The sequence below is a fragment of the Kutzneria sp. 744 genome (assembly GCF_000568255.1).
Taxonomy (GTDB): domain Bacteria; phylum Actinomycetota; class Actinomycetes; order Mycobacteriales; family Pseudonocardiaceae; genus Kutzneria.
In genome coordinates this window covers 8,836,878-8,858,366 of sequence record NZ_KK037166.1, presented here as the reverse complement: position 1 = coordinate 8,858,366, position 21,489 = coordinate 8,836,878, and the positions used below count along the sequence as shown (strand labels likewise).

Here is a 21,489-nt window from a genome sequence, read left to right as displayed (position 1 = left end):
CCCGGGGGACGCGGAGGACCGCCGATGCCGGGAGGGCCGGGGGGACGAGGGCCGCCCATGGGGCCGCTCGAAGGCGGGAGGGGGTCCCGCTCGCCGACGTCCATGTACACGATGGACTGGATGCGCGACAGCAGCGAGCGCTTGGCGGGGGCGGGCTCCTCGGGCTCGGGCTCGACGACGGGCGGGGGCTTGGGGGTTATCTTCTCCCCGGTCCACTCCAGGAACTCGCCGCAGGACCCGCAGAACGAGTCGGCGTCCTTGTTGTGGAAACCGCAGCTCCGGCAGACGATCACGACGCAACCACCTCCACCCTGTGCACGACGTGCGCCGGCTTGGCGGCGGACACGACGGCGTCGACGGCACTGACGGACACGGACGACGGGTCGGCGACGGAGACCCGGACGGCCAGGCGGGGCTGGTCCTGGCCGGGGAACTCGGCGCCGGGGGCCATGGACCAGGCGACGCCGCCGCTGTCGGCGACACGGACGCGGCCACCGGTGAGGACCTCGAGATTGTCCTGAAGCCCGGACACGGTGCCACGCATGCGATACATCTGAGCGGCCTGGGCGATGGCGGCGCGCTGCCGCTCGACGGGCCAGCTCTCGTCCAGCTCCAGACCGACCCACCCGGCCAGCCAGGCCAGGAAGTCCTCGGGGGCCAACGCCGGATCCAAATAGGACGACAGATTATCCAAAGTGGACAGAACCGGGGCCAGGACGTCGTCGAAGCCGGCGACGAAACGAACGGTGAAGGGGTCTTCCTGGAAGATGCCGGGAAGCATCGCCGACAGCGGAACGGCGGTCGGCAGCCCGGGCACGGTGCCACGCATCAGTGCTGCTCCACTCTCACCTGGTGCTCATAGGAAAAGGCGAGGCTGCACGGGTCGAGCTCGATGCGCTGGCTCTCCCCCTCACGCACGCCGGTCACGGGGTTGGCCCCGAACAGGCGCACGTCCTCGACCATGTCGACGCCGCGAACCCGTTGCAGCAGACCGAAGATCTCACCGGAGGCGACGGGGCGGCCGAAGGGCCAGCCGGCGCCGTCGGGACCACCGCTGATGGGATTCAAGTAAGCGTACAGAGCAGCCAAGGCGTCGGTGCGGATGCGGGCAACATCGGTACGGGGACGAGCGACCAGGCGAGTGACGACGGTGATGCCACGGTAGCGCGGGGGCTCGACCAGGACACGGGTGCCGATGAGGCGCACCTGGTCGAGGTGGTCGGCGATCCGGCGGAGCATGGCTTCCTCGGGTACCAACTCCCCCAGCTTGATCCCGCCGTCCTCGGACGCGGCCGGCACGACCAACACCCGAACGGCCCCGGCCTGCACGTCGTCCTCGCCGGCGGTGACGCAGCGGACCCGGGCCAGCTCGGGGGCGATCTCCCGGACGATGGCCTCATAGTCCTCGGCGGTGACGGCACGGCTCCTGGTACGTAACAGGATCGGCCCGCGGGCCTTGGCCTCGTCGATGGTCTCGGCGTCCACGCCGCCCTTGGCGAAGTCGAGGTTCTCCACCCGGTCCACGAAAGGAATCGACGACTTCAGGGTACGGATGGTGCCGCGGCCGACGTTTCCGTGGCGGCCGCCGCCGGTGGCGTAGCGGCGAATCCGCACGGTCTCGCCGGCCGGAGGCACGGCGCCGTGCTGGCGGACGCTGCCGTCGACGTCACGAACAGCGGGGCCGAAGGTGACGGTGCCGGCGACCTCGTCGAGCACGTAGTGCTGATCGGAAGCGCCGCTCCAGGCGAAACCGCTGACCGGACGCCATTCCTGCCAGCCATCGTCGGAGCTGACCTCCACGGTAGGCGTGGCGACGCCGCCGAGCAGCGGGGCCCGTGACACACGGAACTGTTGCCCGGAAACGCCTTCGGTCATGCCCAGCAGCTCGACGTCGACGATCTCGGCGTGGATGGCCTCCACGGTGCCGCCTACGGTCGAGGCGGACAGACCCATGATCACCGGAGAGTCGCTGTAGGTCGGGAACTCGTCGGGAACGGCGATCACCCGAGCCCGTAACCAACCTGCCCGCTGTCCAACCAGGACCGACGCCTCATGGGTGTCCGGCACGTGCACGAGCACACCGCCGGCCTTGTTCAACGCGGCGGTGCCGTCGCTGCTGACCAGGCACTCGGTCCAGCCGTTGCCGGTCCACGCCTCCCATACCAGCGGCGGCTGATCGGGATGAACACCGACACCCTCGACGTGGCAGTCGAAGTCCAACCGCACGACGCACGAAGGCACCGGATCAGTGAGGCCGACCAGCAGCACGTCATCCACCTGAGGCGCGGGGCTGAAGGACCCGAAGTGTCGGCCCAGCTTGAGTTCCTCGGTCCGATCGACCGGGGAGTCGTCCGAAGTGGACTGGGTGGCGACCTGGCTCAGGGCGCAGGGCACGATCTGGAGATCACGCCGGGTGCTGAACAGGATCGACTCCTCCAGGTCGGTGCGAGGCGTCGCGACGCTGGTCCCCATGGCGACGCCGACCGAGGTGATCGCGGGCGCCGACAGCCAGAAGGTGACCGGGACCTCGGCCGGGGTGGCGGGAATCAGCCGCAGGCCGATCATGTCCAGGAACTTGACGTACAGCCGGTCCGGCACCTGGTTGAGGCGGAACAGCAGCTGGTCGGTCATGTACGCGAAGGTCTCGATCAGCGTCACACCGGGGTCGGACACGTTGTGGTCCGTCCACTCCGGACAGCGGCGCATGACCATGCGCTTGGCGTCGTCCACCAGGTCCTGGAACCGGCGGTCGTCGAGGTTGGGCACCGGCAGCGCCATCAGTAGTCACTCCCGTCCTCGGGGATGGTGTAGAACGGGAACACCAGGTTGCGGCGGTCGTTGGTGTGCTTGACGCGGTAGCTGATGTCGATGTACAGCACGCTGCGGTCGTCGCGGTCCGGCCGCACGTCGACGAGTTCGATGTCGACCCGGGCCTCCCAGCGCAGCAGCGCGTTGCGGACCTCCTCGGCCAGCTCGGCCGCGGTGGCGGCGTCGGCCGGCCGGAACACGAAGTCCCGCAGCCGGCTGCCGAACGCGGGCCGCATCGGCCGCTCGCCGGGATAGGTGGCCAGGATCAGCCGCATGGCCTGCTCCAGCTCCACCTCGCGGCGGACCAGCTCGATGCCGCCGCGCGGCGACACGTTGAGCGGGAACGCCCACCCGGCGCCGACGAAGTCCTGTGACACCACTGCCTCTTCTCAGTTCAGCTTGATCATCTGGCCCGACACCTCGACCAGGGCCGGGCTGGAGATCTTCACGCCGGCCTGGCCGGACAGCTCCAGCTGCCCGTCGCTGGTGAGCTTGAGCCCGCCGGCGCCGGCCTTGATCTCGATCTTCCCGGCGCCGGAGCAGTCGATGGTCAGCGTGCCGGCCGGGGTGCGGCTGGCCGGCGGGGCCGGCTTGCACGTCAACGTCACGGTGCCGCCGACCTGGTCGATGGCCAGCCCCAGGTTGCCGTCGCCGGTGCCGAGCGTGATCGACGACGTGGTCGGCGGGGCGGCCCCGGGCGGCCCGGGCGGCAGCTCGTCCTGCAACTGCAAGCCGTTGCCAGCCGGCGAGGTGATGCCCCGCTTGACCACCGCCCCGGAGCCGTTGACCGCGGAGCTCAGCGGCTCGTAGGAGGAGTTGTCGTTGGTCAGCCCGCCGATCACGTACGGCCGCCGCGGGTCGCCGAACTCGAAGCCCAGCAACACTTCGTCGCCGACCTCGGGCACGAACACCAGCCCGCTGCGGCGGCCGGCCCCGAGCTGCACGACCCGGGCCCAGTCGGACTCGTAGTTGGGCGACAGCCACGGCAGCGCTACCTTCACCTTGCCCTTGCTGTCCGGGTCCTTCGAGTTCGTCACGACCCCGCACACCAGGCCGGACATGCCCGAATGTGCCTGCCCGGAGCCGGAAGCGAGCTTGAACAGCGACCGATCCTGCCGCCCGCTGACGTAGAAGCGGGTGTGGTAGCCGTTCTCCGACGGGTCGAAGACGTGCTTGGCGTTGGTGACGGTCCAGCTGCCGGCGAACTGCTTGGGCACGCTGGCCACGGTCACCTTCACCCCGGCCTGGATGCGCGGGTCGCCGACGGCGGTTCCCTCGGCCTCGGCGAACGTGCTGGAGATGTGGTCGGCCAAGCCCTTCGCGGCCTCCTCGGCCGCCGAGTCGGCGTCCGATCCGGTCGCAAGTGGACGGTCCACGACCACGTAGGCGGTGTTGGACGGCGAAGAGCCGAAGTCGATGCGGGGCAGGCCCGGGATCGGCGGCAGCGCCGGGAGATGCGGCAGGGGCGGCATCAAGCCGTCGGTGAAGGAGTTGGCCAGGTCGGCCGGCGCCTCGCCGTCGATCGTGGCGGTGCCAGTAGAGGCCGACGCGGAGCCCACGGCCACCCGCGCCGACTTGGCGTCCCACACGCGGACCTCCACGTCCGGTGTGAGGTTGGCGGCGGAGATCCGGGGCAGGAAGGTGATCAGGTTGTCCTTGAACGTCAAGGTCGGACCACCCCCGATGCCGACCGCTGCGGCCAGCGTGTCGAGCAGGCCACCGCCGCTGGGCTGGCCGGATGCCTTGCGGAAGAAGAACTCCCCGCCCACGACGCCGGTCTCGAAGCCGATCTCCCGGGCCCGCGCGACCAGGAAGTCCCAGTCGGTCTGGGCGACCTGGGCGATATGCGTGTGGGTGGTGCTGGACTCGTCGACCGTGCCGACGTCGAGGCCGGCGTGGTTGGCCACCTGCCGCGCGATGTCGGAGTCCTTCATGTTGAGGAAGGTCCGGGTGCGCCGGGCCCGCTGGAGCCGGTGCGCCTTCTCGTAGCCGCGGATCACGGTGTATATAAGGGATTCCGCGCAGATCGCCTCGATCGCCGTGACCTCGCCCTTGAGCAGCGACGTGGTGCTGGTGCTGGTGGCGTCGCCGGCGAGGATCTCCACGGCGGTGCCGATGGACAGCCCCGCGTCGTCGGTGACGGTGCCGGACTCGTCGATGAAGGTCAGCTCGAACATGTCCGGCAGGTGCAGGTGCGTGTCCACGACGGCACGCACCAGCTTGCTCTGCACCAAGGGGGACAACGGCATCCCCATCACGGCACCGATCTTGATCGTGGGCCAGACGATCGCGGTGGCCTGGCCGTTGAGGCCGCCGGGCATCATCGCGGGCTCCCGGCCGTCAGCTCGTCGCCGTTGGGCAGGTAGATGGTGCTGCCGGGGCGCAGGCGGGTCGGGTCGTCGATGCCGTTGACCTCGGCGATCCGCCGCCACAGCGCGGGCGTGCCGTAGTTGGCGGTGGCGATGGACTGCAGGGTCTCGCCCTGGCCGACGGTGTGCGTGCGCCGCCCCGGCTGGCCGCCCGAGGTGGGGTTCATCGGCAGGCTGCCGAGCAGGCTCGGCACCTCGCGGAAGGTCAGGTTCAGCATGGCGCGGATCGGGATGCCGGCCGAGGTGAACCGCTCGTAGCTGATCTTGCAGTTGGTCATCCGCACGCTGTACATGAAGCCGATCATCGGCGGACCCCACTGGAAGGTCAGCACCGGCGGCTCGGTGGTGAGGTTGGCGCCGGCCAGCGCGGCGACCATGCCGACCAGGTTCAGCGCGCTGCCCGGGGCCATCCAGCCCAGCAGGGTGTCGCAGCGCATCTTGGTGGTCAGGCCCTCCAGCTTGACCTCGGAGATGGTGATCTCGGAGTTGCGCACGTTCTGCGTGACCATGGCGTTGCTGCTGCCGTTGGTCGCGGTCGGCGTGGACCGGTTGCCGTACGAGCCCTGCCGGGACATCTCGATCTTCTTGGGGTTGAAGTCGAACGGCACGATGCCGAAGTTGGCCGGGTCGGTGCAGCGCAGCATGGCCGGCACGCGCGCGCCGGCCAGCGCCGCCGCGCCGATGGCGACGCCGGCCGCCATGTCGACGGCGCCCGCGGCGCCGCCGAGCGCTCCCAACGCCCCGGTCATAGGAACCCCTCATGCACGAGTTGCAGGCTTTCGATGGCCACGCCGAGGGTTCGGGCGTCCAGCTCGGGGCCGTCCCACTTGCTCGGGTAGACGTTGCGCAGCGACCAGCTGGCCACCTTCTGCGCCTTGGAGTCGAACAGCGTGATCTGCGCGGTGCCCCCGCCGCCGCTGGAGTCGGCGTTCACCCAGCTCTGCGCCTTGCCGCTGAGCCACGCCTGCACGCGCGGCGTGTCCTGCGCGTTCATGGCCCGCTGCAAGGTGATCGGCGGGTACTCGATCTGCCCGGGCAGGTAGGTCGGGTGCTGGTAGTTGCCGCCCTCGTACCAGACCTCGGGCTTGAAGTCGACGCTCAGGCCCGAGCATCGCGCCCAGCCGCCGAGGTCGACGCCGTCGACCGTGACGTGGAAGCGGGTGACCAGGCCGAGCATCGCGGCCGCGTTCATCGGCATGCGGCTCAGCCCCCGTAGCTGACGTCGTCGTCGAGGAAGCCCTCGTGCACCAGCTCCAGCGTCTCGATGGCCACGTTGCTGCCGCCGGCCTCGAAGTTGGCGATGGCCCACTTGGCCGGCATGGCGTTCTTCAGGTGCCAGTCCAGGACCTTCTTGGTCGACGAGTCGTAGAGGGTGACCTGGATCTCCTGGTTGGCCTGGTTGTGGAAGGAGGTCTTGCTCAGCCAGTCCTTGACCTTCTCGGAGTCGCCCTGCGAGGCGGCCCGGGACAGCCGGACGTGGCTGTACTTGGTGTTGCCCGGGAAGAACCAGCGCTGGTTGCCGCCGTCGCCGGCCCGGTAGTCGGCCACGTCCCAGGTGACGTCCAGGCCCTCGGCCTTGGTCCAGCTGCCCAGGTCGTGGTCGCCCGGCGTCACCTTGACGGTGAACCGGTTCGCGAGACCGATGACCGACTGGTCGTTGAGTGGCATGACTTCTCCCCTATCGGTAGTCGGTCAACTGGCCGGCGCGTTCCCGGTCGACCAGCAGCTCCAGGCGCAGCCGGCTGCGCAGGCGGCTGTAGAGCCGGGCGGACAGCTCCTCCAGGTCGAGATCGTTGATGTCGACGTGGTGGTGGGCCGGCGCGGCGGTGGTGCTGGCCCCGGTGGTCGCCGCGTGCTCGGCGCCGTGCTGGGCGGTCGGCGACGAGGAGCCTTGGGATTGGCTCTGGGCCTGGGTTTGCGGCGTCTGGGACTGCTGGTCGTGGTGCGGGGTGTCGCGATGCAGGTGGTGTCCGTTGCGGCTGAGCCGGCCGAGGACCGCCGCCTCCAGGTAGCCCGAGGTCGGGTCGGGCTGCTCCTGGTCCTGCTGCTGTTGCTGCGTGCCCTGAGCAGTGCCCTGGGCCGTGCCCTGCGACGACTGCGGCTGAACCGTTGCCGCGGTGGTCTGCGACAACGGTCCTTGCTGCGTCTGGGTTGTCTGGGTCGTGCCCGGCGGGGTCGGTGGCGCGTGCCGGGCGGCCGAGGGTCGCAACCGCGACAACACCGCCGCTTCGAGGTAGCCGGCGGTCGGATCGGGTTGGTCCTGTTGTTGCTGTTGCTGGGTTTGTTGTTGCGTCTGTTGCTGTTGCTGTTGGGTGGGCAGGCCGAGGGCGCGGCGTTGTTCCGCGGTGAGCGACGGGTTCTGCCATTCCTGTTGCACGACGCGACGAGCGGTGTCGGTGGCCACGCGGTCGACCTCCTCGCGCACGCGGGCGTCGATCACCTGCTGGTGTTCCGACGACGACGGGGTGGAGGTCGAGGTGGCGGGGGTCGAGATCGGGTCGAGCTGGGTGTGCGACTCGGCGGCGTAGCCCGGCAGCACCGTGACCCGCGGCGAGTGGATCAGCGGCCGCGGGGGCGTGGCGGAGGACTCGCCGGCGTAGAAGTGTTCGACAGCAACGGCTTCGGCCTCCAAGGCCTGGCCGTGGTCGGACGACGGCGACGGCAGCCCCAACCCGAGGGTGCGCTGCTGGACGGCGTGCACAAGCTCGTGAGCGATGAGGCCACGGGCCCTGGGGGACGTCACCGGGCCGGCCTCGTCGGGCAGATGCACCTGGCCGCCGCGGGTGAACGCCCGCGCGCCACGGGATCGGGCCTCGTCCGACACGGCCTTTCCGCGCACGACAGGCACATCGGCCACGTCGACGTTGTGGGTCTGCCGCATCGAGGCGGCCAGATCGGTCGGCACCGACTCGTGAATCAGCGGTGCCGGCTCTTCGGCGAGCGGCGGCGAGACGGGGGTGACGACCGGCAGCGCAGGCAACACGGGCAGGGCAACGGCTGGGGCAGGCTCCTCAGGAGCCGGCTCTTCCTCAGCGGACGGCTGCTGGGGAATCGGCGCGCCCAGCCCGAGACGACGGCTCTGCGCCAGGTTGGCCCGCCGCTCCGGCCGCGGCCGCACCACCGGGGCGGGCGGCGGCGGGGCCGGCGTGTCCATGATCGGCAGGGGCAACGGCAGCGGCAGGTCCGGGAGGCCCGGCTCCTCGTTCTGCGGCATCGCCCAGGGCGGCGGGCTGTAGCGCAGCCACGCCGGGGCCCGGTGCGGAACCCTGGCCTCGCGGGGCTCCTCGACGTGCTGTTCGTCCACATAGGTCAGTGGCTCGGGCTCCGGGGCCGACGGCAACACCACTGCGCGGCGACGCGGCGGCCGGTGCACGACATCCGTTGCGGCGCGGTCGAACTGCACCGGCTTGATCACGGAAGCGATGCCCTGCACCGAACCGCGCAGCACCGGCTCGCTGGTCGGCAGCGGCTCGCGCCGGCCGGGCAGCGGCGGCAGCACCGGGGCGGGGCCGATCACCAGCGGCGCCTTGGCGCCGAAGGTGCCGGGAAGAGGGGGCAGCGCAGTCCACTCGCGCGCCTGCGGGCGTTCCACCGTGACCGACTCGGCAACTGCCGGGTCGGCGTCAGCGGTCCGCTTGCGGAACGGCCAGCGCATCTGCCCCTCCCCTTCCCCTACATCTCGTTCTGATCCGACAGCTGGGTGTGGATCTTGCCTATCTCGCTGATCATCCGCTCCCGCACCGGGTGTTCCAGGTCGAGGATCGACTCGAAGGTCCAGTGCAGGTAGTAGGCCACGTACGCGACTTCCTCCCAGATCCGGTCAGCCGCGCACGTCAGGATCCCCCCGGCGCATCACCGGCGATGTCGACCCCGAAGTCCTTGCCGCAGTGCGGGCAGCTGACGGCGACCTCGGTGTGGCCGTCCTGGTTGATCCGCCGGTACAGGTCCTGAAGGAACGCCAGGTCCGAGGCGAACAGGTTCTCGATGACGAACGTGTCCACTGCGGACAGATCGCCGAGCTCGGTGACCGTGCGCTCCAGCAGCAACACCGTGAGGTACGCGGGATTCTGCTTGGCGCGCTGGTCGGCCTGCGTGGTGATCTCGTCCCGGGCGGTGGCCAGGCGCATGACCCCGTTGCGGTGCAGCCGGCCGTTCTCATCCACATAGCCGCGGGGCAGCGAGAACGGGTACTCGGTGCGGAGGGTCTCCTGCACGGCAGTCACGGCGCCACCCGCTGGATGTGCTCGCAGACCAGCGTCACCGTCTCCATCAGCACCTCGCTGGCGCCGGCCTTCAGGCCGCCGATCTCCAGCTTGGACGGCCACGCGTGCTCAAGGTGGTAGCGGGCCACCGGCTTGCCGTCGGTGGAGTACATCACCAGCGAGCAGCTCTTGCGGGCGGCCACGATGTCGCCGTTGAGCACGGCCTCGTGCCACGCCCACAGCTCCATGCTGGCGTTCTTGCCCCGCTTGAGCACCAGCGTCGGCGGCTTGACCTTGCCGGGCAGCTTCTTGAGCACCACCGACTTGTCGGTGGACTCCATCAGCTCGACCGCCTCGACCTCGGTGGTGATGCCGAGCAGCTCCGCGAACGAGGCGATCTCGTAGCCGTCGATGGTGATGGAGAAGCGGGCCGCGGTGAGCGCGTCGCTCGGCTGGTTGGGACCGAGTCCGGAAGGCATCGTCGTGTCTCCTTTGTGGACAGTATGCGGGGACTACTCTTCGAGCGAAGCGCCCTCGGAGAACTGGGAGATGCGGAACACCACGAACTCGGCCGGCTTGACCGGGGCGATGCCCAGCTCCACGGTGAGGATGCCGGCGTCGCGGTTCTCCGGCGGGTTGTTCTCCTCGTCGCACTTGACGAAGAACGCCTCGGCCGGGGTGCGGCCGAACAGCGCCCCGTCCCGCCACACCCGGCGCAGGAACATGGTGATGGTGCGCTTGACCGAGTCCCACAGCTTCGGGTCGTTGGGCTCGAACACGACCCAGTTGGTGCCCTGGAGGATCGACTTCTCCACGTAGTTGAACAGCCGCCGCACGTTGAGGTAGCGCCACTCCGGGTCGCTGGACAGCGTGCGCGCGCCCCAGACCCGGATGCCCTGCCCGGGGAAGGAGCGGATGCAGTTGACCGACACCGGGTTGAGCGTGTCGTGCTCGCCCTTGGTGATGTTGAGCTCCAGCGTCACCGCGCCGCGCACGACCTCGTTGGCCGGGGCCTTGTGCACGCCGCGGGTGCTGTCATTGCGGGCCCAGATGCCGGCCATGTGGCCGCTCGGCGGCACGAAGACCTGCTTGCCGGCCACCGGGTCGGCGACCTTGACCCACGGCCAGTACATGGCGGCGTACTTGGAGTCGTAGCCGGTGAAGTCCATCCGCCATTCCTTGACGCGCTGGGCGTTGAGGCCGGGCGGGGTGTCCAGGATGGCCACGCGGTCGGACATCAGCTCGCAGTGGGCGATCATGGCCAGCTGCACGGCCTTGACGTCGTCCAGCGAGATCTTGCCGTGCTGGTAGGCGGCCATCAGGTCGGGCACGGCCAGCATGGTGACGTTGTCGATGGCCTCCAGGCCGCCGAAACCGGTGCGGTCGGCCGAGTTGCCGACGTAGTCGCCGGCGGAGACGACCTCGGCCCCGCCCGCGGGCAGGGCGACCTCGCCGATCTGCGGCACGGCGACCACGCGGCCGCCCTTGGTGTCCTCGACGGTGATCAGCTCGGACTGGGCCCGCACGACCGTGACGACGTTGTTGGCGCCGCGCTTGGTGGTGACGTTGTCGAAGGTCTCGACCGGCTGGCCGGCCCGCTTGACCACGAGCTTGAAGGTGTCGTCGGTGGGCTCGCCGGCCGGCTGCACCTCGACGCTGATGCCGGACTCGGCACGCTTGGCCGAGACGGTCAGCGCGGCGCGGCCGTCCACCGAGGACGGCAGCTCGGCCACCGGCGCCGCCCCGTCGCCGCCGGACGCCCCGCCGACGCGCACCACGTACGCGGTGCCGCCGCCGTTGAGGAAGTAGCCGTAGACGGCGTGCGCGAGGTAGTAGCCGTCGACGAAGTCGCCGAAGGCGCGCTTGAACTGGGTCCAGCTGGTGACCAGGACCGGCTCGTTGACCGGCCCCTGCTCGGCGAATCCGACGAAGGCGGCGACCGCGGTCCCGACGGCCTCGATCGGCCGCGAGCCCGATGAGACTTCCTCCATGTACACGCCGGGCGCGAGGTAGCTGCTTGGCATCGGGCCCTCCCTGACAGACACTTGCGACCACGTCATCCTGTCCAATCAGGGGGACAGGAGGGCAGCGGCTGCGGGGCGGGACGAAGGGCGGGCAGGTCTGCCCCTAGGGGCGAGACCGATGGGTCCGAAAGGACGCCTGTCCGCCACTGCGGCCGCCGGTGTCCGACACGGACACTCGATGCTGTGATCCCAGGAGTTGACCAGTCGCTGCGCGACCTGCTGCGGAAGCGGCTGCCGGACGGTACCGCCGTTCTGCTGGCCGCGCCCGACGACAGGCAGCCGGCCGTCTCCCTCACCCTGTTCGGGCTGCGGGACGACACCGGCGGCCGGTCGGCCGGCTGGGACGACGTGCGGGGCGCGGACGGCACGCTGCTCGGTCGGCGCGCGCCGACCCGCCGCTACCAACTGTCCTATGTGGTCCAGGCCCACGCCGCGGATCCCGAGGCCGAGCACGAACTGTTGGGGCAGGCCCTGATCGCCCTGACCGACGAGGACACCGGGCTGGACCTCAAGCTGGGCCAGGCCATGCCGTGCGAGCTGGGTTTCCCGCCGGTGGCGTCGTTCGTGCTGACGGTCAACGCGCTGCACACGCCGGCGCTCGACACCGAGCTGGCCAAGCCGGCCGAGGCGGTGCACCTGGGCGTGGCCAACACCGTGCGGCCGCTGCCGACCGCGTCGAACGGCAAGAAGCAGTGGTCCCGCAAGCGGATCGAGGAGACGTCATGAGCTTCGGGGCCAAGCAGGGGGACCAGGTCGTCGGCACGGACGTGCACATCGTGATGATCCCGTCGCCCGGCGGCCCGGTGCCGACGCCGCTGCCGAGCCCGTTCGCCGGCAAGATCACCGGCGGCTGCAGCACCAACGTGACGATCGGCGGCATGCCGGCGGCGACCGTGGGCAGCACGGCCACCAACTCGCCGCCGCACGTGCCGCAGGGCGGCCCTTTCCAGGTGCCGCCGACCAATCAGGGCACCGTCACCCAGGGCAGCTCCTCGGTGATGATCAACAACAAGCCGGCCGCCCGCGTCGGGGACCCGGTGACCACCTGCAACGACCCAGCGCCGTCGCCGACGAGCTCCATCGTCGGCGCGGGCACCGTGATGATCGGCGGTTAGACATGACAGAACCGTGGGAGCCGTTCAGCCACAGCGAGACCGTCGGCATGGTCTACCAGCACGACAACACCAGCTGCTGGGCCGCGGGCATCGCGATGCTGGTCGGCTCCGACCTGGACAGCGTGCTCGGCGAGAACCGGGACGTGGCCATGACCTGGGACCACATCGAGCCGATCGCCATCCAGTGGGGCGTGCGCGAGGTCTACCCGGCCTGCGGCTGGCCCTCGTACTGGGTGACCGAGCTGTCCGACCACGGTCCACTGTGGATCGTTATCAAGCAGGGCATGACCGGCCACGTCAGCCACGCCGTCGTCCTGTACGGCATCTACTCGGACGGCACGACGGCCGGCACCTGGATGTACTACAACGACCCGATCCACGGCCCGCAGCAGCTGGACTACGAGACGTTCGAGCGCTCGTTCGAGCTGGGTGCGAACTCGCGCGCCAACATCTTCGCGACCCGGTAGGAGACAACCATGACCGACACCACACCCCAGGTCAGCCAGAGCGACTTCGAACAGGCGCTCCAGGCCGACGAAGGCAGCTTCGCCGTGTACAACGCCAGCGACCAGCTGGCCGGCACCGGCCCGGGCGAGGAGACCATCGGCGGCGACAGCGCCGTCGACACCATCGTCAACGTCGGCAAGACCGTGATCGACCTGCTGCACAACTCGGCCAGCATCAACGCCACCGAGTACGCCAACGCCGTGCCGGCCGGGGTCGACCCGATGACGCTGACCGGCTGGGCCTCCGAGCCGGGCAACATCAGCCGGCACTACAAGGCGTCCAGCGAGTGGTGGCGGGTGTGGCAGGCCGACTACGACTTCCAGGTCGGCGTGTCCTACTACTACGGCGCCAGCCACAACGGCGTCGGCCGCTACCTCGACTACGTGGCGCCGTGGATCTCGGTCAGCTACCTGCCGCCCGACTTCTCCGTCGACGTGCGGGTGATCGTGCCCAACCACGCGATGAACCGCGGCGACGCCAACTCGGGGCCGATCGCCGCCCTGCCGATCCAGCTCAGCGTGACGCTCAACGGGTTCTTCTCGCACCTGGTGAGCTGGAGCCAGCACTACAACGCCGAGGTCGTGGGGACCGGCGCCGGGTACTGGCACTGACCCGGAACACGCTTCGAGGGGCGGCCGTCCGCGCCGCCCCTCGAAGTGTGCAAAACCCTGATCAGATAAGGCCTTCACGCAGCGCGTAGGCCACGGCGTGCGGGCGGTTGCGCAGGTGGAAGCGGTTGGTGATGTCGTGCATGATCGCCTTCACGGTGCGCTGCGAGTAGCACAGCTGCTCGGCGATCTCCTTGGTGGAGAAGCCTTCCGCGACCAGCCGCAGCACCTCGATCTCCCGGGCGGAGGTGCCGCCCAGGTGCAGGCCGCGCGGCTCCAGCACGTTGCGCTGCAGGCGGGCGACCCGGTCCAGCAGCCGGCCCAGCCGGTCGGGCGGCAGCGCGCCGTCGCCGGTGGCCACGGCTGGGCCAGCCGCACCAAACTGGTGGGCCCAGAACATGGTACCAGAGAATCTCTGTGACTCCCCCGGACATCCCGACAACTCAAAGAGGCGTGTCTGTTTTTACAGCCTCGGGGTGATCGATCGGGCACATCTAGTGTACAGAGATAAGCGGAAATGCTACTCCTTACGCTGTTAAGAAAGTGGTGCCTCCAAGCTCGATTTCGGCGAGTAAGGGCAAGCAGACCCCGTTCTCGACCGCGGTGAGGATCTCGTTGTCGTCGATCTGCCCCGCGATCAGCGCGACCTTGCTGTGGCCGCCGCACTGCAGCGTGCGCAGCAGCTTGACGGCCTGGTCGTCGAGCCGGTCGGCGACCACGAACACCACCGCCGATCTCGCCTCCGCGCTGTCCTCGTCGACCAGCCAGACCTCCGGCCGGGTGCGCAGCGTTACGGCGACCCCGCCCTGCAGGATCGGGTCCGTGGCCCGCACGAGCACCGGGACCCGGGTCAGCGTCGTTGCCGCCGTGTCAAGTTCCATATCGCCTGTCTCCTTCGGCTGTGGAGTGCGGACGCTCACAGGAGTGGGCTTCCGTTGCTGGGAGACCTGGGGAGATCGAGGAACAACAACTTTTTCCCAGAAAATTTCTGCGACTTCTCTGCGTCACGAGATGACGGGCCAAGTTGCACTCACGGTGATGCTCTGGCCGCCGGTGGCGGTGAAGGTCAGCGTGGACCCGCCGGAGCTGTCGAATGCCGTCTGCGCCACGGTGACGGTCACCGACCCGTTCGTCGCAAGGGTTCCGCCGCCGGGCGAGACCGTGACATGGGGGTTGGAGCTGCTGACGCTCCATGTGAGCGGTCCCCCCTTCGAGGTGATGGTGACGGAGGCCTTGCCCGAGTCGAGTCGGATCTCGCGTGGCGTGACGTTGAGTGCGCCCCGGGGGACGCTGCTCGACGACGTCGGCGGGGTTGTCGTGGTCGTGGTTGTCGTCGTGGTGCTGGTTGTCGTCCTGGTTGTTGTCGCACCGGTCGTGGTGACGCCCCTGGGCGGCGCGGCCGTTCGCGACGTGGTGGTCGCGGTGGTCGTCGGGTCCTCGGTCGTCGTGACGGTGGTGCTCGTCTCCCCGGTCGTGGTGAAGGGCGGCGGAGCCGACCCGGGATCGCTGGTGGCCAGCGGGGGCGGCAGCGCCTCTTTCTGGTCGGCCTGGATCGGCGCCAGGAAGGCGTAGGCGGCGAGCACGGCGATGCCCGTGCTGACCGCGGCGATGGTGACCCACGGCGGCCGACGCCAGAGCTCGTTGCCCACCGGGAACCCGTTGCGCCGGAACGTTCCGGCTCGGTCGGCCAGGTCGCGCCGGTAGCTGACCAGCTCGGGGTTCTCGATGTCCTGTGTGGTCCCTTCGAGGAGCTCGGCCCCGGCCACCAGCAACGGGATCAGCGTGAGCAGCTGCTTGGCGTTGACCCGGCGCTTCTTGTTCTCGCCGCAGGTCTCGCAGTTCTCGATGTGCCGGGCGATTCGCTTGCGCAGCAACGGAGTCAGCTGGCCGTCCCAGCCATGCAGCATGTCGTCCAGCACCGCGCAGGCCTCCCGGCCGGTGCGGGCGACGATCAGCGCGGCCAGCGACTTCTCGAACTGCTGCCGGGCCCGGGACAGCAGCGCGTTGGCGTGGTTGCCGGAGACACCCAGCGCCAAGGCCAGCTCGGGGCCGGACAGGCCGTGCGAGCCGGCGAGCTGGAGCACCTCGCGCTCGCTGGGGTTGAGCCCCTCGACGGCGTCGCGGACCAGCCGGCGCGTCTCGTCCAGGCGCAGCCCGGTGTCCACGTCCTCGACGGGCTCCGGCACGTCGCCGGCTTCCTCCAGCGCGACCAGCCGGCGGAGGCTGCGCCGGCGGCGGTGGCACTCGTTGCGGGCGATCGCGTACAGCCAGGGGCGCAGCCGCTCCGGGTCGCGCAGCTGCGACGCGCGTTCGGCGGCGACGATGAGGGTGTCGTGCAGGACGTCGGCGGCCGCGTCCCGATCCTGCAACTGAGCGACACAATAGGTGTAGAGGGGGTCGGCGTACCGCTGGTAGAGCTCGGCCCACCCCTGCCGGTCACCTTCGACGATGGCGCCGACAAGCTGCGCGTCCTGCACAATCTAGAACCGTAGGGGCGAAACGCGTGATTGACGATCAGCCGGGCGGCCCCATCGAATGCGGCCGAATCGCCGTTAGGGAAATCCCTATACAAGTGTTCAAGGGTCTCCGCTGAGCGACAGACCTGTTGACAGTGCCCATGCCGCGCGTCCCGCGCGGGGCGAGGCCGCTCGAACCCGACGCCTTCGCTTGCCGGATTTCGCCCGCCGCATCGGCTCCGGTGGTGGCTTGCGTCGAGTGGCGGCGATCGAAATCCGCCAACCACTCCAGGCGCCGGCGCGGCCTCGCGAAAGCTACCCAACGACTACGCGGTGACGAGGCCGGTGCGCCAGGCCCACGCGGCAATCTCCACCCGATTTCGGGCACCGATCTTGTGCTGCACGGAGGCCAGGTGGGTCTTCACCGTGGACAGGGACAGGAACAGCGCCCCGGCGATCTCCGTGTTGGTCAGGCCCCTGGCCACCTCCCTGACCACGTCCTGCTCCCGTTGGGTCAGCAGGTCCAGCTCAACGCTGGGCCCGGTTTCCGCCGTCGGACGGGTGAAGTGCTCAAGCATCCGCAGGGTGATTTCCGGGGAGATCAGGGCGTTGCCGGCGGCCGCCGCCCGCACCGCCTCCACCAGCAGCGCCGGCCCGGCGTCCTTGAGCAGGAAGCCGCAGGCCCCGTTCTCCAGCGCCGCGTAGACGTACTCGTCGAGGTCGAAGGTTGTCACCACAACTACTTTGACCGCCTCGGCCACCCCGCGGCCGGCCAGCTGCCGGGTGACCTCCAGGCCGTCGATGCCGGGCATGCGGATGTCCACCAGGCACACGTCCGGCCGCAGCTCGCGGGCCTTGGCCACCGCCGTGATGCCGTCCGGCACGTCGGCGACCACCTCGATGTCCGGCTGGTTCTCCAGGATCATCCGGAACCCCACCCGGACCATCTCCTGGTCGTCGGCGATCAACACCCGGACCTTGGTCACTTCTTCTCCTTCAGCGGCAGCTCGGCCAGCACCTGCCAGCCGCCGTCCACCTCGCCCGCCGAGAACAGGCCGCCCAGCAGCTCCACCCGTTCCCGCATGCCGATCAGACCGTATCCACCCGACCCGCCGACCGGCACGACGCGTCCCCCCTTGCCGTCGTCTCGCACCACCAGTCTCAACGCCTCGGGTGTACTGGTGAGTTCAACTGCCACCTCGGTGGGCTCGTTGGCGTGCTTGTGCACGTTGGTGAGCGACTCCTGGACCAGCCGCAGCACCGACCGGCCGACCTCCTGCGGCACGGTGTCCGGCAGCTCTATCAGCAGCCGGGCCGGGATCCCGGCCTGTCGGGCTCGCTCCACGGCGGCCCGCACGTCGGCGTGCAGGTCGGTGGTCGCGGTGTAGAGGGACTCACTTTCCCGCAGCGTGCCGACCAGCCGGCGCATGGCCGTCAGGGCGTCGGTGCCGGAGTTGACGATGCCGGGCAGCAGCCGGTGCGCGGCCAGCGGGTCGTTGTCGGACACGGCCATCGCGGCCTGGGCCTGCACCACCATGCCGGTCACGTGGTGGGCGACGACGTCGTGCAGCTCGCGGGCCAGTTCCACCCGCTCGGCCCGCTGCGCGTCGGTGACGGCGGCGGTCAGCTCGCGCTGGCGCATGCCGGCCCGGGCCCGCAGGTAGATGCCGACCAGCACGAAGATGGCCACGACCGCCACGAACAGCGCCATGTCGAGCTGGTTGGCCCGCGAGTACAGGCTGATGTCCCCGCGGAAGACCAGCGCGAACACCGTGGCCAGGGCGAGCAGGCCGAGTTCGATCACCACGGCGCCGGGCTCGGCGACAAAAACCACCGTGATGACGATGCACAGCAGGGCCAGCGTCTCCACCGGCGTGAGCGGGCCCAGCAGCGCCGTGTCGTCGGCGCGGAGCAGCCGCAGCACGACGGTGGTGACGCCGATGTCGATCGAGGCGATGACCACGGCCAGCACGGGGCGCTTGGCGCAGATCACCGCGGCCACCACGATCGGCAGCACCAGGACCTGGACGAGCAGGTGGCTGCGCGAGCCGTAGACCAGGATCGGCGCCGTCAGGAACACCCACACCGCGCCCAGTCCCAGCGCGATGAACAGCGGCACGCGCAGCGCAGTCAGCAGTCGGTCCACGAAGGACACAGTACGGCCGGACACCGGCTCACTGCCTCGGCCGACCGGCTCGGCGCGGCATCGGTCATTCGGCCGATGGACACCCGAGGTTGCGTGCTGCTCGGCCGAGGTGGCCGGGGGCCGCGCTGCGGCACCGTCTCATCCCGACGAGTTGAGGATCGATCGGGAGGCGACGGTGACACCGGTGCTCACAGGGCGGGGCCTGACCAAGAGCTACGGCGGTGTGCACGCGCTGGACGGCGTGGACATCGCGATCCAGGGCGGCGAGGTGCTGGCCGTGGTCGGGCCGTCCGGCTCCGGCAAGACCAGCCTGCTGCACGTGCTGTCCGGCATTCTGCGGCCCGACGGCGGCGATGTGTTCCTGGACGGGCAGTCCGTGGGCACGCTGTCGGAGTCGGCGCGCAGCGAGCTGCGGCGGACCGCGTTCGGTTTCGTGTTCCAGTCCGGGATGCTGGTGGCCGAGCTGACCGCCGAGGAGAACGCGGCGCTGCCGCTGCTGCTGGCCGGTATGCCGCGCCACCAGGCGGTTTCCACCGCTCGGGAGTGGCTGCACAAGCTGGGGCTGGACGGGTTGGCCCAGCGGCGGCCGGGCGAGATGTCCGGCGGTCAGGCACAGCGGGTGGCCATCGCGCGGGCGCTGGCCCACCGGCCTCGGGTGATCTTCGCCGACGAGCCGACCGGGGCCCTGGACACCCGCACCGGCCAGGACATGATGTCCGCCCTGCTGACTTCGGCCGCCGAGTCCGGCGCCGCCGTCGTCGTCGTCACGCACGACGCCGCCATTGCCGCTCGGGCCCGGCGTGTTGTCGAGCTGAGCGACGGCCGCATCTTGCAGGAGGTCTACTCGTGAGCGAGCTTGCGAGCGAACCATTCAACACTGCAGTGTGGACGCTCGCGTTGCCGACGAAGGAGGCAGCGTGAGTGTGCTGCGTATCGCGCTCGCTGTGCTGCGTAACGACTCTCGCAGCCGGGTAAGCGCAATCCTGATCTCCGTGGGCGTGGCCATCGGGGTGTCCCTGGTGCTGTGGCTGGCGTCGGCGCCGCACGCGTTGCAGCAGCGGGCCGACCGCATTGCCTGGCGGGAGAACGACAATGCGGTGAGCCAGAACGACAACCGCGCGCAGGTCGTGGTGGCCGAGAACAAGGACCAGTTCGACGGCCGCGTGATCTCACGCTTCGACGTGACCCGGGCCCACATCGGCGGTTTCGTCTCGCTGCCGCCGGGAATTCACACTTTCCCGGAGCCGGGCCAGATCTTGTTGTCCCCCGCGCTGGCGGACCTGGTGCGGGCCACGCCGCCGGAGCAGTTGGGCGACCGGTTCCCGGGCCAGCCGGTCGACACGATCGGCGAGCAGGCGCTGGAGTACCCGGGCGAGCTGGTGGCGATCGTCGGCCACCAGCCCGGCACGATCGACGGCACGGCCCGGAGCGGGCTCGGCGGCAATGCCGGCTACGCCGCCGACAACGCCGAGATGCTCTATCTGCTGACCCGGATCGGCATGGTGGTGCTGATCGTGCCGTGCCTGGTGCTGGTGGCCTCGGCGGCGCGGCTGACCGCGACCCGCCGTGAACGCCGGCTGGCGGCCTTGCGGCTGGCCGGGGCGACGCCGGCGCAGGTGATCGGCATGGCGGCCGTGGAGACGGTGGTCGGGGCCGTTCTGGGCAGCGTGATCGCGGTGGTGGCGGCGGAGCCGTTGAGTCATCTGACAGCGCAGATTCCTTGGGGCGGCGGCACTTGGCTGGCCGGGGACTTCACGTCCGGGCCGCTGTTCGTCGGCTTCGTCGCCGTGGTGGCGCCGGTGCTCGTGGTCGCCGCGGCGGTGCTGGGGCTGCGCCGCGTCGTCGACAAGCCCTTGGTGGCCGCGGCGGAGCAGTCGCGGCGCAAGATCAGCCCGGCCCGGCTGCTCGGGCTGGTCGTGGCTGGCGGTGTGTTCGTGCTGGGCCTGTCCATCGCCACCAGCGGTTACGGCGGGCGGGACCGGTTCACCGTCGTGCTGGTCGGCCTCGGAGCGGTCGGGGTGGGGCTGGTGCTGGCCGGGCCGATCGTGACGTCCATGGTCGGGCGGTATTTCGTGGCCCGGTGGCGTAAACCGTCCACACTGCTGGCCGGCCGGCGGCTGCTCGGCGATCCGGTGGCGTCGTTCCGTGCGGCGGCGGGCGTTGTGGTGGCGGTGTTCGCGGGGTCGATGGCGTTGACTATGCTGCCGGCCTTCGACAACGCCATGCCGGTGTTCAGCGGGCCGTGGCGGGACTCCGCCGTCGTGGCGGAATCGCTGGGCCGTAACACCGACGCCGTCGGGGAGCTGCGGGCGGAGCTGGACCGTCGCAAGCTGGACGCCCAGGTCGTTCCCCTCGTGGGCGGCAGTCTCCGGTCCACTTCGGACAAGTACCAGAGCAGCTACGAGGCCGTGATCGCGCCGTGCAAGGATGCCGCGAAGGTCCTGTCAGGACTGTCCGCAAGCGATTGCGTCGAGGGTCCGGCCGTGTACGCGCCGCGGGGCTACCAGGACATGCTGCACGACGTTTCGTTCGCCCTGGAACAGCACGGGCCCGACGCGGTGCAGGCGACGACGCCACTGCCGGCGACCGTGCCGATACACGAGGTGGGCAACGGTCTCCAGCTGATAGTCATCGATCCGGCGGTATTCCCCGCACTGGCCACCAAACCGACCGGGGCCGCCGCCACCACGACACCGTCCACTCGGGACGCCGTGTACACCGCGGTGGTGCGGGTGATGCCCGATGTCTCGGTGTCGGACAACCTTCGGGACATCGCCCGGGATGACACCCTCATGGGCGATCTGCGCCGGGCCACCGCCATCGGGCTGGCGTTGATGGCACTGCTCAGCGGGGCCAGCGCGGCCGTGGCGGCGGCCGGCTCGGTGATCGACCGGCGACGCACGTTCGGTGCCCTGATCGCGGCCGGCACACCGGTTCGAGTGTTGGCGCGGGCGTTGCGGCGCGAGGTCGTGCTGCCCGTGTTGGTGGCCACACTGGGCGCCTGCCTGGCCGGCATGCTTGTCGGGATAGGGCTTCTCACCGTGGCGCGCAGCATCTCCGGCCATCTCGACACACTGCTCAGCCCGTGGATTCTCGCGCCGGCCGCCGCCGGTTTCGTGGTGGCGCTGGCCGCCGCGGCCGCGTGTGGACCTGCGCTTCGCACGTTCAGCGCCAAGGACTACGCGTCCGAGTGACACGCATCACACCCAAACGGTGCAACACCACCACCATGCCGTGACTCAAGTCCACGTGGG

22 protein-coding genes and 2 pseudogenes are annotated in these 21,489 nt (G+C 70.0%); 6 read left to right on the top strand and 18 right to left on the bottom strand.

Going from position 1 to position 21,489, the window contains the following annotated elements:
• The 13 genes and pseudogenes from KUTG_RS62230 to KUTG_RS40635 all read right to left on the bottom strand — a co-directional run.
• A pseudogene (locus KUTG_RS62230) lies at positions 1 to 293 on the bottom strand (hypothetical protein); the annotation flags it as partial.
• Entirely contained in the window at positions 290 to 829 is a 540-nt protein-coding gene (locus tag KUTG_RS40685) for a phage tail protein (protein WP_043724673.1), read from the bottom strand. The gene KUTG_RS40685 and the pseudogene KUTG_RS62230, both read right to left, overlap by 4 nt.
• Entirely contained in the window at positions 829 to 2,778 is a 1,950-nt protein-coding gene (locus tag KUTG_RS40680; RefSeq protein WP_043724671.1) for a putative baseplate assembly protein, read from the bottom strand. The genes KUTG_RS40685 and KUTG_RS40680 overlap by 1 nt, the downstream gene beginning before the upstream one ends.
• Positions 2,778 to 3,185: a GPW/gp25 family protein gene (locus tag KUTG_RS40675; RefSeq protein ID WP_043732340.1), complete on the bottom strand. Its 408-nt coding sequence runs from the start codon at positions 3,183 to 3,185 to the stop codon at positions 2,778 to 2,780. The genes KUTG_RS40680 and KUTG_RS40675 overlap by 1 nt, the downstream gene beginning before the upstream one ends.
• Positions 3,186 to 3,197: 12 nt before the next feature.
• Positions 3,198 to 5,132 (bottom strand): phage baseplate assembly protein V, encoded by a 1,935-nt coding sequence (locus KUTG_RS40670; protein WP_043724669.1) that lies wholly within the window; start codon positions 5,130 to 5,132, stop codon positions 3,198 to 3,200.
• A complete protein-coding gene (locus tag KUTG_RS54545) occupies positions 5,129 to 5,926 on the bottom strand; it encodes a CIS tube protein (RefSeq protein WP_052395985.1) in 798 nt (265 codons plus the stop codon). Before KUTG_RS54545 ends, KUTG_RS40670 begins: the two co-directional genes overlap by 4 nt.
• On the bottom strand, positions 5,923 to 6,375 hold the full coding sequence (locus tag KUTG_RS40660) for a phage tail protein (RefSeq protein ID WP_043724666.1): 453 nt from the start codon (positions 6,373 to 6,375) through the stop codon (positions 5,923 to 5,925). Before KUTG_RS40660 ends, KUTG_RS54545 begins: the two co-directional genes overlap by 4 nt.
• A gap of 5 nt (positions 6,376 to 6,380) precedes the next feature.
• A complete protein-coding gene (locus KUTG_RS54540) occupies positions 6,381 to 6,845 on the bottom strand; it encodes a phage tail protein (RefSeq protein WP_052395984.1) in 465 nt (154 codons plus the stop codon).
• A 10-nt stretch (positions 6,846 to 6,855) separates the two neighbouring features.
• On the bottom strand, positions 6,856 to 8,832 hold the full coding sequence (locus tag KUTG_RS40650; protein WP_043724664.1) for an eCIS core domain-containing protein: 1,977 nt from the start codon (positions 8,830 to 8,832) through the stop codon (positions 6,856 to 6,858).
• Between the two features lie 17 nt (positions 8,833 to 8,849).
• The gene (locus KUTG_RS65465; protein WP_363899653.1) at positions 8,850 to 8,993 is read right to left on the bottom strand and encodes a DUF6760 family protein; all 144 of its coding nucleotides are present in this window, start codon (positions 8,991 to 8,993) and stop codon (positions 8,850 to 8,852) included.
• A 17-nt stretch (positions 8,994 to 9,010) separates the two neighbouring features.
• Entirely contained in the window at positions 9,011 to 9,400 is a 390-nt protein-coding gene (locus tag KUTG_RS40645) for a hypothetical protein (protein WP_043724662.1), read from the bottom strand.
• Positions 9,397 to 9,858, bottom strand: a complete 462-nt coding sequence (locus KUTG_RS40640) for a phage tail protein (protein ID WP_043724660.1) — start codon at positions 9,856 to 9,858, stop codon at positions 9,397 to 9,399. The genes KUTG_RS40645 and KUTG_RS40640 overlap by 4 nt, the downstream gene beginning before the upstream one ends.
• Positions 9,859 to 9,891: 33 nt before the next feature.
• Positions 9,892 to 11,403 carry a phage tail sheath family protein gene (locus KUTG_RS40635; RefSeq protein WP_043724658.1) on the bottom strand — a complete coding sequence of 504 codons (1,512 nt, stop codon included), beginning with the start codon at positions 11,401 to 11,403 and terminating at the stop codon, positions 9,892 to 9,894.
• 183 nt (positions 11,404 to 11,586) lie between these two features.
• Between KUTG_RS40635 and KUTG_RS40630 the strand changes: the two genes are divergently transcribed.
• The 4 genes from KUTG_RS40630 to KUTG_RS40615 are packed head-to-tail and all read left to right on the top strand — an operon-like array spanning position 11,587 to position 13,636.
• Complete coding sequence (locus KUTG_RS40630; RefSeq protein WP_043724657.1) at positions 11,587 to 12,129, top strand: Pvc16 family protein; 543 nt, start codon at positions 11,587 to 11,589, stop codon at positions 12,127 to 12,129.
• On the top strand, positions 12,126 to 12,518 hold the full coding sequence (locus KUTG_RS40625; RefSeq protein WP_043724656.1) for a PAAR domain-containing protein: 393 nt from the start codon (positions 12,126 to 12,128) through the stop codon (positions 12,516 to 12,518). The genes KUTG_RS40630 and KUTG_RS40625 overlap by 4 nt, the downstream gene beginning before the upstream one ends.
• 2 nt (positions 12,519 to 12,520) lie before the next feature.
• Positions 12,521 to 12,985 (top strand): papain-like cysteine protease family protein, encoded by a 465-nt coding sequence (locus tag KUTG_RS40620; RefSeq protein ID WP_043724653.1) that lies wholly within the window; start codon positions 12,521 to 12,523, stop codon positions 12,983 to 12,985.
• Positions 12,986 to 12,994: 9 nt separating this feature from the next.
• Entirely contained in the window at positions 12,995 to 13,636 is a 642-nt protein-coding gene (locus KUTG_RS40615) for a hypothetical protein (protein ID WP_043724652.1), read from the top strand.
• A 61-nt stretch (positions 13,637 to 13,697) separates the two neighbouring features.
• Here the strand turns inward: KUTG_RS40615 and KUTG_RS40610 are convergent.
• The 5 genes and pseudogenes from KUTG_RS40610 to KUTG_RS40590 form a co-directional block, all read right to left on the bottom strand.
• Positions 13,698 to 14,026: pseudogene (locus KUTG_RS40610) on the bottom strand (response regulator transcription factor); the annotation flags it as partial.
• 134 nt (positions 14,027 to 14,160) lie between these two features.
• Positions 14,161 to 14,514 (bottom strand): hypothetical protein, encoded by a 354-nt coding sequence (locus KUTG_RS40605; RefSeq protein WP_052395983.1) that lies wholly within the window; start codon positions 14,512 to 14,514, stop codon positions 14,161 to 14,163.
• A 123-nt stretch (positions 14,515 to 14,637) separates the two neighbouring features.
• A complete protein-coding gene (locus KUTG_RS54535) occupies positions 14,638 to 16,110 on the bottom strand; it encodes a sigma-70 family RNA polymerase sigma factor (RefSeq protein ID WP_052395982.1) in 1,473 nt (490 codons plus the stop codon).
• 305 nt (positions 16,111 to 16,415) lie between these two features.
• Positions 16,416 to 17,075 (bottom strand): response regulator transcription factor, encoded by a 660-nt coding sequence (locus KUTG_RS40595; protein WP_255360971.1) that lies wholly within the window; start codon positions 17,073 to 17,075, stop codon positions 16,416 to 16,418.
• On the bottom strand, positions 17,072 to 18,235 hold the full coding sequence (locus KUTG_RS40590; protein ID WP_157495133.1) for a sensor histidine kinase: 1,164 nt from the start codon (positions 18,233 to 18,235) through the stop codon (positions 17,072 to 17,074). The genes KUTG_RS40595 and KUTG_RS40590 overlap by 4 nt, the downstream gene beginning before the upstream one ends.
• Positions 18,236 to 18,419: 184 nt before the next feature.
• On the opposite strand from KUTG_RS40590, the gene KUTG_RS40585 reads away from it, so the two are divergent.
• Together KUTG_RS40585 and KUTG_RS40580 are read left to right on the top strand one after the other, a co-directional pair.
• Positions 18,420 to 19,085, top strand: coding sequence for an ABC transporter ATP-binding protein (locus tag KUTG_RS40585; protein ID WP_052396800.1), 666 nt, complete (start codon positions 18,420 to 18,422; stop codon positions 19,083 to 19,085).
• Positions 19,086 to 19,152: 67 nt separating this feature from the next.
• A complete protein-coding gene (locus KUTG_RS40580) occupies positions 19,153 to 21,429 on the top strand; it encodes an FtsX-like permease family protein (RefSeq protein WP_043724650.1) in 2,277 nt (758 codons plus the stop codon).
• Positions 21,430 to 21,489 lie beyond the last annotated feature (60 nt).